Source organism: Collinsella aerofaciens (genome assembly GCF_018785265.1).
GTDB classification, from domain to species: domain Bacteria; phylum Actinomycetota; class Coriobacteriia; order Coriobacteriales; family Coriobacteriaceae; genus Collinsella; species Collinsella aerofaciens_AI.
Genome location: NZ_WQPK01000020.1, coordinates 21,627 through 37,153 on the forward strand (window position 1 = coordinate 21,627; position 15,527 = coordinate 37,153).

The following is a 15,527-nucleotide window of genomic DNA, read 5'->3' on the forward strand; positions in this document are numbered from 1 at the left end:
CACACGCTACTTGGCGCGGCCCTCCTCATAGCGCTCGACCAGCTTGGCCTGAACATCGTAGGGAACCTGCTCGTAGCCAGCGGGCTTCATGGTAAAGTCACCCGTGCCGCGCGTGATAGAGCGCAGGCGCGTCGAATAATCCGTCAGCTCTGCCAGCGGCGCCTGGGCAATGACCACGGTGTCGCCGCGCTCATCGGTCTCCATGCCCGTCACGCGACCGCGCGATGCCGAGATGTCGCCCATCACAGCGCCGGCGTAGCTTTCGGGAATAGTCACCGTGATTTCCTCGATGGGCTCCAGCACCACCGGATCGGCATCGGCGCATGCCTTGCGCAGGCCGATGCGAGCCGCCGCGCGGAACGCCATCTCGTTGGAGTCGACGCTGTGATACGAGCCGTCGTACACAGCCACGCGAATGCCTGTGAGTGGATAGCCGGCAATGATGCCGTCCTTCATGGTCTCCTGGACACCCTTGTCCACGGCGGGGATCAGCGAGCGCGGAATACGGCCGCCCACGACCTCGTCCACAAACTCATAGCCATCGCTCGTGCCGTCGGGTCCAATGAGCGGCTCAACGCGCAGCCAGCAGTCGCCATACTGACCGGCACCGCCAGTCTGCTTTTTGTGGCGGCCCTGGGCGCTTGCCGTGCGTCGGATGGTCTCGCGATACGGAATGCGGATCGGCACGCTCTTGGCCACGACCTTGGTGCGGTCCTCAAGGCGATTAAGCAGGACCGAAACCTGCGCCTCACCCACGGCGGAAATGATAGCCTGGCCGGTCTCCTCGTCACGATCGATGCTCATGGTCGGATCGGCCTTGCACGCCTTCTCGATAAACGTGTAGAGCTTCTCCTCGTCACCGCGGTTCTCGGCCTCGATGGCAATGCGGTACTGCGAGTTGGGGAACTTAAACGCCGCCGCCTCGACCTTACCGGTAATGGAGAGCGTGTCACCCGTCTCTGCCGCCAACTTGGGCGCCACGATAATGTCGCCGGCATAGGCGTGACCGACCTCGGTCATGTCGCGGCCGCACATCACATACAGGTGGGCCAGACGATCGCTCTTGCGGGTACGCGCGTTGATCAGCTCAAGACCCGGCTCAAGCGTACCCGTCAGCACCTTGATAAAGCTGATGCGACCCTGCCGCGGATCGGCCAGGGTCTTAAACACAAACGCCACCGGACGGTCATCGTCGCTCGAAATCTTGAGCGAATCGCCGTCGATAAGCGGCATCTCGCCGTAGTCGGTCGGCGCCGGGAAGTACGTCGCGATGTCGTCCATCAGCGAGTTGACGCCCTGCTCCTTAATGCAATCGCCCGCAAAGACCGGCACAAAGATGCGCTCGGCAATCGCCTTCGACAGCAAGCCCTCAAGCTCCTCCTGCGTCAGTGTCTCCTCGCCTTCCAGGTACTTCATCATCAGCTCATCGTCGGCCTCGGCCACCAACTCGCACAGATGGTCATGGGCCTCCTCGGCCTGGGCACGATACTCCTCGGGAATCTCCGACTCAACGGCTTCGGTGCCGTTGCAATGGCGCGCCTTCATGCGCACCAGGTCGATGATGCCGTCAAAGTCCTCGCCCTCGCCCCAGGGAAGGGTCACGGCGCCCAGGCGCGTGCCAAAGCGCTCCTGCAGCAGGTCCATCGTGGTCGCAAAGCTGGCCTCGGAGCGCGACAGGCGGTTTACGAACACCGCACGCGCCAGGCGCAGGTCCTCGGCGGCATACCAGAGCTTAACCGTCGTAGGCTGCGGGCCGGCCTCGGCGTCGACCACAAACAGAGCCGTCTCGCAGACGCTCATCGCGGCAAAGGCGTCGCCGATAAAATCGGGGTAGCACGGGGCATCGAGCACATTGATGCGCGCGCCCTTCCAGTCGATTGGCGCAATGGTCGTCGAGATGGAGAATGAACGCTTGACCTCTTCAGGGTCATAGTCGAGCGTAGGCTTGGTGCCGTCGTGGCCGCCCAGGCGGGCGGTCTTGCCGGAAAGGTGGAGCATGGCTTCGGCGAGTGAAGTCTTGCCCACCCCGCCTTGGCCTACGAGCACCACGTTCCTTACGTTACCGGTCTTGGGAGCACCCATGATGACCTCCTTGCAGGGCCGCGCGCATTGCGCGACGCCAACGGGGAGAGTTCGCGGTCGATGCCATCCCGGGAGCAGCATGGTCGGCAGCCGAGCCGACTCACCCTCCAAATGTCCTATGCCACCACCCTACCCTCACGGGCGACCGTCCATGCACACCTTTCGGCACACGTATGAATACAGGCGGCGAGAGGAAGAGACAAGCTTGTGAGGCGATTATTGAACCCCGTCGATGCAAACAAAAAGCCGCCACAGACCGTAAGACCTGCGGCGGCTTCGCCTCAATTAATAGTTGAGTAAATACCTGAGCCTATCCCTCGATACGGCTCAAGAACTCACGGGTGCGCTGCTCGCGTGGATGGTCGATGACCTGCTCGGCAGGACCCTCCTCGACAATACGACCGCCGTCCATAAAGACCACGCGGTCGGCAACATCGCGCGCAAACTGCATCGCATGGGTCACGATCACCATCGTCATATTCTGCGCCGCAAGGTCTTTAATGACACGCAGTACCTCGGCCGTCAGCTCGGGATCGAGTGCCGAGGTCGGCTCGTCAAAGAACAGGATCTCCGGATCGAGCGCCAAGGCGCGGGCGATACTCACACGCTGTTGCTGGCCGCCCGAAAGCTCACATGGCACCTTGTTCTCGTTGCCCGTAAGCCCCATCTGTGCGATCAACTCGCGCGCACGAGCTTCCGCCTGCTCGCGCGGGCGCTTAAGCACGCGGATCGGCGCGTCGATGATGTTTTTCATCACGGTATAGTGCGGGAACAGGTTGTAATTTTGGAACACCAGGCCGAATCGCGAGCGTGCCCGCTTGGGCACATCGCCCTTCGCATAGACCGCGCCCGAGCCCGCATCCGTCGCAACGGCAAGGCCACCAAACGAGAGCGAGCCTCCGTCGAGTGTCTCGAGCAGCGTGGCACACCGCAGCAGCGTGGACTTGCCGCCACCCGAAGGCCCGATAATCGCCACGACCTCGCCACGCTTGACCTCGAGCGAGATATCCTTGAGCACCTCATTGCCGCCAAACGCCTTGCGCGCGCTTTCGATTTTCATCACTGAGTTAGTCATGATAATAGTCCAGCTTCTTTTCGGCGGCGCCCAGCAGCATCTCGACGACGAAGTTAAAGACCCAGTAGATTAGCGCCGCGATCGCAAACGGCACCATGCTCACCTGCGAGGCGACCAGCGCCTTGGCCGTCGAGAACATCTCACCCACGCCAATGGCAAACGCCAGCGACGTGTCCTTGACCAGCGTGATGATCTCGTTGCCCATCGCAGGCAGAATACGCTTGGCGACCTGCGGCATCACGATATACAGAAACGTCTGCATGCGCGAGTAGCCCAGCACCTCGGCAGCCTCGTATTGACCGCGAGGAATGGACTGCAGGCCCGAGCGATAGATCTCGGCAAAGTAACCGGCGTAGTTGATGATGAACGCTACGACGCACGCCGTCCACTTGGAATCGGGCGTGAGCGAAATGCCAAACACGTAGTACGGGGCAAAGTAGATGGCAAACATCTGCAGCATGAGCGGCGTGCCGCGCATGACCGAGATATAGATGCGCGCAATCCAGCGAAGCGGCGCGATTTTGCTCATGCGCATAAACGCCACGGGGATTCCCAGCGGAATCGACCCCAGCAGCGTCAGCACAAACAACTGCAAACTGACCAAGAAACCCTGGCCAAGCATCTGTATCATGGCCTGAATAGACATTACTTGAGCACCCAATTATCGAAAGATAGACCATAGCTTGAATACTTGTCGCACAGGTCCTGAACCGTGCCGTCCTCGTAGAGCGCCTTGAGCGACTCGGTCACGGCGTCGGCCGACTTGGTGTCGCCCTTCTTAAAGCCGACGGCGTAGTGCTCGCTGGACAGCGGCTCATCAAGCTGCGTATAGGCATCGGGCTTGGCGGCAAGCTGATACTGGGCAATCGAAAGGTCGCAAGCCACGGCATCGACCGCGCCGCTCTCGAGCTGCATAAAGGCCGTGTTGTACTCGCCGATGGTATCGAGCGTGGCAAATGTCGCCGCCAGATCCTTCTGGTCACCCTCGAGCACATCCTGCGCAGCGGAATCGGTCTGAGTAATCACGGTCTTGCCGGCAAGATCGTCCCAGCTCTTGATGCCCGCATCCTTCTTGACCACGAGCACCTGCTCGTTGAGCATGTACGGCTCGGAGAACGTGTAGTCGTCCTCACGGCCCTCCATGGTAAAGCCATTCCAGATGCAGTTGATGGCGCCCGAGTTAAGCAGCGTATCCTTGGCATCCCAGTCGATGGCCTCGTATTTGACCTCCCAGCCCTGCTTATCGGCAACAGCCTTGGCCAGATCGAGATCAAAGCCGGTGTACTCGCCATCGTCGCCCACAAAGCCGTACGGAGGATAGGACTTATCAAAGCCCACCACGAGCTTCTTGGACTCCGCAGCGCCCTTCACATCCTTGGCTGCAGCAGAACCGGCAGCGGAACCCTTACCGGCACCACCACCGCAGCCTACCAGGCCAAGACCTAGAACCGTAGCGAGCGAACCGGCTAGACCAACAAACTGACGACGAGACATATCGGTATTCATGGTATTCCCCCTTGGTGGCACTTTAGTTAAGTAAAGTGAGTCGTGTAACGTTCAGAATCATACACTTTAGCGTGATAGAGCACAAGGCGAGTTTGCCCGCCGCGTGAGGGGTGTGGGGGTTAAGTTTCCTGCTCTACAGTCCTGCTCACGACGGAGGCCACATTAAGTGGCCTCCTGTGCGTGCGGAACTCGCGATAAACTTAACCCCCACACCCCTCACGCGGCGGGCAACCGTCGTTGGGCTTATCACTGACACGAATAAACCGCTTGTATATCGTCTGCTGGCTTGGCACGGTACAATACTTGCAGCTTTAATTCATGAATAAGTGGAGTTATTGATGGCAGAATCTCGTGCGGAGCGTAGGGCTCGTCGTGCTTTGGTGGAGGCGGTTGAGGGGTCGAAGGAGGAGAAATCTTCTACGAAATCCAAGTCTTCTAAAGCTGCAAAAAGCAAATCGACCAAGAGCAGGGCTAAGACCAAGCGTTCTGACTCTCGTCGAGGCGGAGACAAAGCGTCTCAGACTCGCTCCAAGCGTCCGCATAAAGATCCGGTTTCGCCTGCACGTAAGGCTGTGGATCCCAAGTCTCCCTGTTCCATCATGAGAGCTTGTGGCGGATGCACGGCGCTCAATCGTCCTTATAAAAAGCAGTTGGCAGCTAAGCAGGCTGCTATGGAGGAGCTTTTTGCTTCGCTTTGTGAGCGTGAGGGCATTGCTGTAGATCCTATTCGTGGCATGGGTGTCACCCTGGGCGACCCGGGCAAATATCCTGCGCCGCGCGGTTTTCGCCATAAGGCCGCCACTCCCTTTGCTCCCGGTAAGGAGGGCGCTGTCCGTTGCGGTTTCTTTGAGCGCGGCACGCACAAGATCGTTGCCGTACCCGAATGCCCCGTCGAGGCACCGGGCGCCCGTCAGATTCTCAACGGCATCGCACGCGAAGCTGAGCGGCTGCATATTCCCGCCTTTAATGAGGACAAGCATCTTGGTTTGCTTCGCTATGCCGTCGTCCGCTGCGGTTGGCGTACCGACCAGATCATGGTCACGCTCGTGACCGCTCAGCGCGACTTGCCGCATGCGCAGGAGTTCTTTGAGGCTGTCGCCGCACTCGATCCGCGCATCGTCACCGTCGCCCAAAACATCAACGGACGCCCCGGCAACGCCATCCTCGGCGAGGAAACCCGCATCGTGTATGGCGCCGAATGCATGCGCGACCAGCTGCTCGGCTGCGAATTCGACATCTCCCCCACCGCGTTTTATCAGACCAACCCGCAACAGACCGAGCTGCTCTATCAGCTCGCTATCGACGGCATGGATTTGCACCAGGGCGATGTGCTCATGGATGCCTACTGTGGCAGCGGTACCATCGGTCTTTGCGCAGCTAAAGATGCCCAGAACAAGGCTATCGGCATTATGCTGCTCGGCGTGGAGCGCAACCCGGCGGGCATTGCCGACGCACGTCGCAATGCCGAGCTCAACGGCCTCACCCGCAGCGCTTGGTTTATGGCCGACGACGCCACCGATTACATCCTGGATGCCGCCGATAACAACGAGCGGGTCGATGTCCTTTCCATCGATCCGCCGCGCGCCGGCTCCACGCCCGAGTTCCTCGAAGCTGCCTGCGCGCTTAAGCCGCGCCGCATCACCTATATCAGCTGCAACCCCGTAACTCAAGAGCGCGACCTGCATCAGCTCCTCGACGGAGGCTATCGCCTGCTCAAGATCACGCCCGTCGACATGTTCCCTCATACCGACCACACCGAAACCGTAGCGGTCCTCGAACGCCGCTAACCAACCTCAGTAGATTTTTGGGACAAGAAAGGGGGCGACCCGCCTGGGCCGCCCCCTTCGCTTGGTTTATAAACTCCGCTACATCCCATTGCGCAGATCGCACACGCCGGCTGCCGCCATCTCGCGCAGCAGCGTCTCGCGGTCGCGCGTCACGATCAAATCCAGCGGGAAGTGAATCTCGTCGAGCATCTTGCGCGCGTGATCGAGCTTGCCAATGGCCATGCCAATGTGGGCATCGGTCGACACGCCAATGCCCACGCCCAGCTCGGCGCAGCGCTCGGCAATCTTGCGGCATACGGCCCAATGCTCAGTGTCGACACCGTGTTCAAGACTATGGTTGTTGATCTCGATAATCTTGTGCTTGGCCTTAGCTGCCAACAGCACCTCGTCGATATCGAACGGCACACCCGAACGCCCCGTGTGGCCCAGCATGAACACCTTGGGGTGCTCCAGGGCATTGATATACATCTCGGTCGTCTGGGCCAGCGTCGCGCCCTCAGCAATCTGCGGATTATGCACGCTTGCAACCAAATAATCCAAATTACGCGTAACCAAATCGAACAGCGAATGCTGACGGCTGTACGAATCGCCGGCGATATCGAGCGTGACAGGAGTGTCCTCGCCAAACAGGCTTCCGTTCAGCGAAACGATATCGGCCTCGGCACCACGCAGCACCAGCACGCCGCTCCAAATGCGCGGCCAGATATCCTGGTTGATAAAGAACTGGTAACTGCGCAGGTCATTGGGGCAAGCCGTAACCATAGAGCTCAAATGGTCGGCAGATCCGAGCACCTGCAGACCACGCTCTGCCGCCCAGTACACATTCTCCTCAATGGTCGAATATGCATGCGCAGAGAACATCGTATGGGTATGAATGTCACAAGAAAGCAGGTAGGGCATCGGGTCTCCTTATCTGGCACGGCCGCCGCTTATATTCATTGTACGCATAGCCTTCGATAGTCGTAAAACCACTCCATCCCAAAGACACAACGTCCATGACAACGGGGTCCGGCTTAACACCAAACCCCGTTTCACGTAAAACATTGTAGGCAGAGCGCTTTACTTTTAACGATACTCGTCCGCCAACTGTTTCCAAGCGGGTAGCGAATTGACAATCGTTTCGTAGCTCACGCAATAGCCCAGGCGGAACCAACCCGGCATACCAAAGCTGTCCGAGGGAACCGCAAGCAACTCATACTTCTTTGCGCGCTCGCAAAACGCATTCGCATCGGGCTCGAGTGCCTTCACCCACAGGTAGAAAGCACCGTCCGGCTCAACATAGGTATAGCCGTAGTCCGTCAAAGCATCGGTGAGCGCCGTGCGGTTGCGGGCATAGGCCCCGACATCACTCGGCTCATCGATGCAATCGATGATCACGCGCTGGAAGAGTGCCGGTGCGCATACAAAACCCAGCGTACGGGCAGCGCCCGCAACAGCCGGCATCAGACGGGCAGCCTGCGGATTGGTGTTGGGAACCAAGATCCACCCCACGCGCTCACCCGGCAGCGACAGCGACTTGGAATACGAGTAGCACACGATGGTGTGCTCGTAGATCGAGGGCACCCAAGGCACCTCGGCACCGTACACGATCTCGCGGTACGGCTCATCCGAGATGAGCATAATCGGATTCTCGGGATCGCGCTGAGCGTTGGCCTCGCGCAGAACATTGGCCAGTCGCGTCAGCGTGTTGCGTGTATATACGGCACCAGTCGGATTGTTGGGCGAGTCGATGATGACGGCAGTCGTCTTATCGGTAATCGCCTTGAGCACGTTGTCCACGCTCAGCTGGAACGTATCTTCATCGGCGAGCGCCTCAACACACGTACAGCCGGCCTTCTCAATCCAAACGCGATACTCCGGAAAGTACGGGGCGATAACAATAACCTCGTCGCCCGGGTTCGTAACGGCGTTGAGCGTGCAGGTGAGCGAAGCCGCGGCACCCACCGTCATAAAGACGTCCTTACCCTCATAGTTCGTTCCAAAGCGGCGGTTGAGCGATTCGGCGACGGCTGCTCGACATTGCGGCAGGCCCGGAGCGGGGGTGTAGCCGTGCAACTGGTCACTCGGCAGCTCCAGGGCCTTCTTAATGGACTCCGCCACAGCAGCGGGTGCCGGAACGCTCGGATTGCCCAGCGAAAAATCAAATACGTTTTCCGCACCGATCTGCGCCTTGCGCTCAAGGCCATAGCTAAAAATCTCACGGATGATGGAGCTTTCCGCACCGCGAGCATACATAGTTTCGTTGATCATCTGTTCCCCTTTCGCATAGGCGCTATTGTACGCTTTAGCCGAGCAAAGTGCCGCAGCAATGTTGATTGGGGACAGACTTAAATGCGTGAAAATGCTCATTTAAGTCTGTCCCCAATCAACAGACGGCCCCATATCGCTCAAAAGAAAAGCCTCCGCAGGTTTCCCCGCGGAGGCTTTCGCCACAAAGACTATTTGTCGGCGTCGGTGTCGGCATCGGCATCGGCATCGACGACGGCATGGTCATCGTCAGCATCATCGGATGCGGCTTCGGCATCCTCCTGCATGGCCGCCTGCGCAAAGGCCGCGGCATCAGCCGCCAGCTCCTCCTCGCTCATTCGAGGCGCGCGCTTCTTGGTCGGCATGCCGGCCGCCTTGGCATTGCGCTCCTCCTTGGCCGCCAGGATATCGCCCTCGCGCTCAAGGTAGGCATTCCACTCGTTGTCGAGCAGGGCGTTCACGGCGTCGCCCTCGACGGTCTCGCGCTCAAGCAGCACCTTCGCCATCAGATCGAGCTGATCGCGACGGGCGTCCAGAATCTCGACCGCACGACGATGGGCCTCACGCATAATGCGCTGAACCTCGATATCGATGCGGCGCGCCGTCTCCTCGGAGTAATCCTGGTGATCGGCGTAATCGCGACCAAGGAACACCTGATGTTGCGCCTCGCCAAACACTTGCGTGCCCAGCTCCTCGCTCATGCCCAGGCGCGTGACCATCTCGCGCGCCATCTTGGTTGCGCGCTCCAGATCGTTGCTCGCGCCCGACGTAATATCATCGCACATGAGCTCCTCGGCAACGCGACCGCCCAAGAACACGGCGAGCTCGTCGAGCATCTCGTTCTTGGTCTTGAGGAAGTGGTCCTCCTGCGGAAGCTGCAGCGTGTAGCCCAGCGCCTGGCCGCGGCTGACGATCGAGATCTTGTGGACCGGATCGGAGTGCTCCAGGATGTGGCCCACCAGGGCGTGACCGCTCTCGTGGTAGGCAATCGTGGTGCGCTCGGCCTCGGTCATCACGCGACCCTTGCGCTGCGGTCCGGCAATCACGCGCTCCATCGATTCCTCGACCTCGTCCATCGAGATCACGGAACGATGACGGCGAGCGGCCAGCAACGCAGACTCGTTGAGCAGGTTCGCCAAATCGGCACCAGTAAAGCCAACGGTCATCTGGGCGAGCTTCTCAAACTTAACGTCCTCGTCCATCGGCTTGTTCTCGGCATGCACGCGCAAGATCTGCTCGCGGCCCTTCACATCCGGACGGTCGACCGTAACCTGACGGTCAAAACGGCCGGGACGCAGCAATGCCGGATCCAGGATGTCAGGACGGTTGGTCGCAGCGATCAGGATGACCGACTCGCTTTCCTCAAAGCCGTCCATCTCGACCAGCAGCTGGTTGAGCGTCTGCTCGCGCTCGTCGTGGCCGCCGCCCAAGCCGGCTCCGCGCTGACGTCCCACGGCATCGATCTCATCGATGAAGATGATCGACGGGGCCTGGGACTTGGCCTCCTTAAAGAGGTCACGCACACGGCTGGCGCCGACACCTACGAACATCTCGACAAAGTCGGAACCCGAGATGCTAAAGTACGGCACGCCCGCCTCGCCGGCAACGGCCTTGGCCAGCAGCGTTTTACCGGTGCCCGGAGGGCCAACCAGCAACACGCCACGCGGGATCTTGGCGCCCAGCTTGCGATAGCGATCCGGATCGCTCAAAAAGTCACGGATCTCCTCGAGCTCCTCGACTGCCTCGTCCACTCCGGCAACGTCTTCAAACTTGACCTTGGGGCGTGTGGCCTCGTTGGTCTTGGCGTTGGTCTTGCCAAACTGCATGTTCCTGTTGTTGGCGCCCATCATCTGGCGCATAAAGTAGAACATGATGGCGATAAGGGCGATCGTCGGAAGCACACTCATCGCCAAGTCGCCCCAAAAATCGGGATCGTTGGTGTTGACGATGTACTTGGTATCGGGGTGCTCCGCCATGAGCTCGGCAAGCGAATCGGAGCCGACATAGGTCGAAGAGAAGCTCTTGAGCTCGCTCGTATCGCCCTTGTCCTTTTTTGTCTTCCAGTAATGACCCGTCACGCTTCCGTCTTGAACCGTATAGGTCAGATCTTCGACGCGATCCTGCTTGATGGCGCTGACCATCTCGCTCGTCGCGAGCTTAACGGTATTGCTGGAGCTGGCAAAGCCGGAACCCATATTAAAGAAGGCATAGCCCAGAAGCGCGCAAGCCAAAAGAAAATACAGCCAGCCCGTACGCGTGGGCTTCTTGCCTCCGGGCATCCCCGGGATCTTTGGGTCCCGGGGAGTCTGGGAATTGTTGTCGTTACGGTCGTCGGGCATCTTACGAATAAACCTCCGGTTTCAAAATGCCCAGATACGGAAGGTTGCGATAGCGCTCGGCATAGTCGAGGCCGTAGCCCACCACAAAGGCATCGGGGCAATGGGTTCCAACATACTTGGGCGTGATGGCCGAGGTGCGGTCCTCAACGTCCTTCCACAGGAAGGCAGCGACCTCCAGCGAAGCGGGCTTGCGGCTCTCGAGGTTCTTCATCAGGTACTTGAGGGTCAGGCCCGAGTCCAGAATGTCCTCGACGATCAGCACGTCGCGACCACGGATGTCGATATCCAGATCCTTAATGATACGCACGATGCCCGAAGACTTCACACCGTCGCCATAGCTCGAAACAGCCATGAAATCGATGTTGGTCGGTAGCTCAATCTTGCGCATCAGGTCGCCCATAAAGACAACGGCACCGCGCAGAACCGCGATCAGCACCAGATCCTTACCCGCGTAGTCGCGAGTGATCTCCTCGCCCAGGCGAGAAACGATGCCGTCGATATCCTCCTGCGTAAACAGAACCTTCTCGATATCCGGATGTTGAGAAGCCATGACAACCCTTTCTTGTGCTTAATCGCCCACACACCGCCGTATGGACGCGAACTACACATTCTAGCAGCGCACGGGGTATATTTTCCAGCCCGCGCACCATCAGCGCGGGAATACCGTCAACGCCGCACAGAACAGCTGGTGCGAGGGGCTAATCCGCGTCAACCACGCGAAGCAGATAAGCCACACGCGTCGCCGCCGTGCATTTAAAACGTTCGTCCGCGCGAACTCCGGCGACCCACACCACGGCACCTCCCGGCGCCGTCCTCACCACGGGCACGCCGGCGCGCTCGGAAACGGGAATGCGAGCCTCGCCTAGCAAGTCGGATACCTTCTTGCTTCGGCCACTCATTCCTAACGGGCACATCACGTCTCCCGGTGCGGGACCGTCCACCCACAGGCGCGCCAATCGCGCCTCTGCAGGGATCTCGCCACGTGAGCCCGCCAGGATCCGCTCACTATCGCTGTCGGCAAAACCCAGGGCAGCCGCGTCTACCAAAGCTGTCACTTCCCCGGCAACCGCAAGCTCACGGGCGCGGCGCACGATATCGCATCCCGGCTCAACGGCCATCGGCTCTGCGACCAGCATGCGCCCCCCGCCCAACGGCAAACGACCGGGTACGGTAACCCAGTCCGCGGCCAGGCCCTCGCGAGCCGCCGGCACCTTAAACGCCAGCATGCCAAACTCAATGCGTGCGTCAATCCCCGCCGGAAGCGTGACCGAGCCGGCGCCCTCGGCAACGCAGGAAAGGACTCGCTCCACATGTCGCATCTCTGGACGAGCGCCCGGATCGATGCGTTTAATCGCCAGTCGCACGATGCGCCGCGCGATTACCACCTCGGCCGCAGCAAGGCGCCTGGCATCGAGCACCAGCGCGCCCGCTGCCTCTTTGCGCAAACAGCTTCGAAGCGCCTGTGCCGACAGCTGGGATAGAAACGCATCTTCATCACCCAAGATCTCACAGGCGGCGCCAATCGTCTTGCAGACGCTCGCGTTGCGCTGCGCCACCACCGGCATCACTCGATGGCGCACGTAGTTTCGCAGATACGAGATATCCTCATTGCTCTCGTCTTCACGCCACGGCTGACCATGTACCTGTAGATAGCCCACGAGCTCGCCATGAGTTAGGTCGAGCAAGGGACGCACCACGATATTCCTCCGGCGAGGAATGCTCGATAGACCAGCGGGCCCCGAACCCTTAATCGCGTTCATCAAAAACGTTTCCGCGCGATCCGAAGACGTGTGCGCGGTGCAGATACGAGCCGCCGTTCGCGGTGCCCCCGTCTGGGCGCAGAGCTCGCGAACATACCTCCGCGCCGCGGCATAGCGCACTTCGCGGGCCGCGGCCTCAATATTGCCCGACTCCCCATCAAAATAAGCGTGCTCCACGCACAGCGGTAAACCATATTTCGCGCAGAGCTCACGCACAAAGGCCTCGTCGCCATCGGACGCCTTGCCGCGCAGATGATGGTTTACATGCAGCACATGCAGGCGCTCGCGAGCAATGGGGGCAACACCGCGCCCGTCTTGGATATCCAGCTTTGATGTGCACGCCATAAGAAGCAGTGCCGTCGAGTCCGCGCCGCCTGATACCATGAGCACGACAGGAGCAGCCTGCTGCCTCGTTCGGGTCTCATCGACTGCCCCGGGCACGGCATGGTGTCCGTAATGCTGTGATACCGTTGGCATTCGCTTCCTCCTCTATTCGTCCGCACCCATTGTATCCTTTGGAATCTTATGTCTCGTCTGCACCTTCATATCCTTGGCAGCGGCTCAAAAGGCAACTGCGCGCTCATCGAAGGCCCCCGGGGGCTCATCATGATTGACGACGGTCTTTCTCGCCGCGAGACATTAAAGCGCATGGCAGAACTGGGACTCTCGGCAGACAACGTCTCGGCTCTTCTCATTACTCATGAGCATAGCGATCACATCAAGGGTCTCGATGTCTGGTGCAAGCACTGGCACGGTCCCCTCTTTGCCAGTAGGGGCACACTTTCGAGCAAAGAAAATCTTTCGCATCTGCCTGTCGAGGAATTCGACCCCGGTGACACCCTATCCATTGTCGGCATCCACGCGCAAACCTACTCAACATCACACGATGTCATAAATCCAATCGGCTTTCGATTCGACGCCCTCGATGATTCCATCGGCTTTGCCACCGACACCGGAGAGCTATCGAGCCAAGCCATGAACACCCTCAAAGATTGTCGAGTCCTCGCACTCGAAAGCAACCACGATGTGACCATGCTGCGCGAGGGAGAATATCCCCGCTTTCTTCAGGAGCGCATCCTGTCTGAAAGGGGACACCTCTCCAATGGCCAAGCCGCCGAAGCCGCGCGCGAACTTGTTACCGATCGCACCGAACAGCTCATTGCCATGCATATCAGCCAAGATAACAATCGTCCGAGCCTTACCGTCAAAAGCTATGCCAAAGCTCTGGCCGCAACCCTGGATGACGAGGTCGGCAGCTCCGCAACCCTTCTCCAAGGATCGCGAAAACTCTCGATACGCCCTGCGAGTCAGTATCAACCGGCAACCATTCAATAGACTGTCCTAAACAACAAAAGGGGCCGGGAATCGCTTCCCAGCCCCTTTTGTTGTCTTTTCATAGCGCAGAACACCAACGAAGTTAGTCGATGGAGATCTTCGTAACGTTCTTCTTCTCGACGATCTTGGGAACCGTAACGGTCAGGATGCCGTCAGCGTACTTAGCCGAGAGGCCCTCGCTCGAAGCGTCCTTTAGATACACGCCACGCGTCGCGCTGTACGAGCTGAACTCCTTCTGCAGGAAGTTCTTGCCCTCGTTCTCCTCGTCTTCCTCGACATTCACGCTAATGGACAGACGGCCCTCATTGAGCTCGACATCGATATCGTCCTTGGCGACACCGGTCAGATAGGCCTTGACCTCATAGCCGTCGCCCTTATCCTCAACGTCAACGGGAAACGCCTTGGAAGCAATCGAGTTGTTTGCAAGGTCGGTCATATCATCAAACAGATCGAACAGCGAGCTAGCAGAAGGACGAACGCCAAAAACCGAACGATAAGGAACCATGCTTGCCATGTTTACCACTCCTTTTAGGACTGCCGAGCCATCTTCTAGGTGACTGGGACTTCTTTTGACGCTCTTATATATGCCCACCCAGTGCTTATATATACATCGACTATAAAGTTTTTTGAGTCCAGTACTATAAGCATATCTAAGTGTATGTGACTAAGGTTTTAGTAAGGTTAAGGTTCTTTGAACCAGAGCTTAAATAACGAGTATGTTCGCAGCTACAAATAACAAGGGGCTTACAATGAGCGCGTACACGTTGTTGGTAACGAGCTAAAGGGCATCATGGACGACCAAAACCAGAACAAAATGTTTATGCCGACGCAGGGGGAAGATACTTCCACGCAGCCGCCACGGTTCCATCGCCCCCACATCTCGCAAGAGCCCATTAATGATCCGGAGCCCGAGTATGTGACGAGAAATCGATATCAAACACTCGAGGATGCCCAAACGGGGCGTAAACATATGGGCGTCGCCTCGGGAGACCCTGTATATCTGAAAGACGCACCATTATCTAAAAACAGCGCAGCTAGTGAGGAGCCACTGAAAGCATCCGCTGCCAATCAACAAAGAGGTCCTCGACCAAAGCAAACCTTAACGCATTCGGCTCGCTATCTCGAAACGCCAAAACAGGGAAAATCAATCTTCGTTTCGTCAAGTAAACGACGCAAGCAGCATCGACTGACAATCCTGCTTTTGATCATTGCAGCCATAGCAGTTGCCCTTGTTATTCGTTTTATTTTCTTTAAATAAAAGCTCAATACCAAAAAGAATTAAATCGTCTGGCGTAAATGAGTCATTTATGCCCGTAAACGCAAAAAAGGGGGAGGCCGCGAGGCCTCCCCCTTCTCAGTTCAAGCGTACGGCTCGGTGCCGTCCACCGGTCAGCGG

The 15,527-nt window shown here is 58.6% G+C and carries 13 protein-coding genes; 3 read left to right on the forward strand and 10 right to left on the reverse strand.

Annotated elements, in window-relative coordinates; genetic code table 11:
• Positions 1 to 6: 6 nt before the first annotated feature.
• The 4 genes from GPK42_RS03510 to GPK42_RS03525 all read right to left on the reverse strand — a co-directional run bounded on the left by GPK42_RS03510 (position 7) and on the right by GPK42_RS03525 (position 4,663).
• A complete protein-coding gene (locus tag GPK42_RS03510; RefSeq protein ID WP_215693557.1) occupies positions 7 to 2,082 on the reverse strand; it encodes an elongation factor G in 2,076 nt (691 codons plus the stop codon).
• Positions 2,083 to 2,392: 310 nt separating this feature from the next.
• Entirely contained in the window at positions 2,393 to 3,157 is a 765-nt protein-coding gene (locus GPK42_RS03515) for an amino acid ABC transporter ATP-binding protein (RefSeq protein ID WP_055286226.1), read from the reverse strand.
• Complete coding sequence (locus GPK42_RS03520) at positions 3,150 to 3,803, reverse strand: amino acid ABC transporter permease (RefSeq protein WP_215693559.1); 654 nt, start codon at positions 3,801 to 3,803, stop codon at positions 3,150 to 3,152. Before GPK42_RS03520 ends, GPK42_RS03515 begins: the two co-directional genes overlap by 8 nt.
• On the reverse strand, positions 3,803 to 4,663 hold the full coding sequence (locus GPK42_RS03525; RefSeq protein ID WP_215693562.1) for a transporter substrate-binding domain-containing protein: 861 nt from the start codon (positions 4,661 to 4,663) through the stop codon (positions 3,803 to 3,805). Before GPK42_RS03525 ends, GPK42_RS03520 begins: the two co-directional genes overlap by 1 nt.
• A gap of 572 nt (positions 4,664 to 5,235) precedes the next feature.
• Between GPK42_RS03525 and rlmD the strand changes: the two genes are divergently transcribed.
• Positions 5,236 to 6,450, forward strand: coding sequence for a 23S rRNA (uracil(1939)-C(5))-methyltransferase RlmD (rlmD, locus tag GPK42_RS03530; protein ID WP_338404323.1), 1,215 nt, complete (start codon positions 5,236 to 5,238; stop codon positions 6,448 to 6,450).
• A 78-nt stretch (positions 6,451 to 6,528) separates the two neighbouring features.
• Here rlmD and GPK42_RS03535 read toward each other — a convergent pair whose 3' ends face one another.
• From GPK42_RS03535 to tilS, 5 genes are all read right to left on the reverse strand, one after another.
• Positions 6,529 to 7,350, reverse strand: a complete 822-nt coding sequence (locus GPK42_RS03535) for a phosphatase (RefSeq protein WP_215693565.1) — start codon at positions 7,348 to 7,350, stop codon at positions 6,529 to 6,531.
• 165 nt (positions 7,351 to 7,515) lie between these two features.
• Positions 7,516 to 8,700: a pyridoxal phosphate-dependent aminotransferase gene (locus tag GPK42_RS03540; RefSeq protein WP_215693567.1), complete on the reverse strand. Its 1,185-nt coding sequence runs from the start codon at positions 8,698 to 8,700 to the stop codon at positions 7,516 to 7,518.
• 188 nt (positions 8,701 to 8,888) lie between these two features.
• On the reverse strand, positions 8,889 to 10,976 hold the full coding sequence (gene ftsH, locus GPK42_RS03545; RefSeq protein ID WP_252200073.1) for an ATP-dependent zinc metalloprotease FtsH: 2,088 nt from the start codon (positions 10,974 to 10,976) through the stop codon (positions 8,889 to 8,891).
• Between the two features lie 61 nt (positions 10,977 to 11,037).
• Positions 11,038 to 11,586, reverse strand: a complete 549-nt coding sequence (hpt, locus tag GPK42_RS03550; protein ID WP_006235600.1) for a hypoxanthine phosphoribosyltransferase — start codon at positions 11,584 to 11,586, stop codon at positions 11,038 to 11,040.
• A gap of 148 nt (positions 11,587 to 11,734) precedes the next feature.
• A complete protein-coding gene (tilS, locus tag GPK42_RS03555) occupies positions 11,735 to 13,273 on the reverse strand; it encodes a tRNA lysidine(34) synthetase TilS (RefSeq protein WP_215693572.1) in 1,539 nt (512 codons plus the stop codon).
• Between the two features lie 48 nt (positions 13,274 to 13,321).
• Between tilS and GPK42_RS03560 the strand changes: the two genes are divergently transcribed.
• Entirely contained in the window at positions 13,322 to 14,131 is an 810-nt protein-coding gene (locus tag GPK42_RS03560) for an MBL fold metallo-hydrolase (protein ID WP_215693574.1), read from the forward strand.
• Between the two features lie 82 nt (positions 14,132 to 14,213).
• Here GPK42_RS03560 and GPK42_RS03565 read toward each other — a convergent pair whose 3' ends face one another.
• Complete coding sequence (locus GPK42_RS03565) at positions 14,214 to 14,645, reverse strand: Hsp20/alpha crystallin family protein (protein ID WP_040359532.1); 432 nt, start codon at positions 14,643 to 14,645, stop codon at positions 14,214 to 14,216.
• 276 nt (positions 14,646 to 14,921) lie between these two features.
• Between GPK42_RS03565 and GPK42_RS03570 the strand changes: the two genes are divergently transcribed.
• Positions 14,922 to 15,389: a hypothetical protein gene (locus GPK42_RS03570; RefSeq protein ID WP_215693576.1), complete on the forward strand. Its 468-nt coding sequence runs from the start codon at positions 14,922 to 14,924 to the stop codon at positions 15,387 to 15,389.
• Positions 15,390 to 15,527 lie beyond the last annotated feature (138 nt).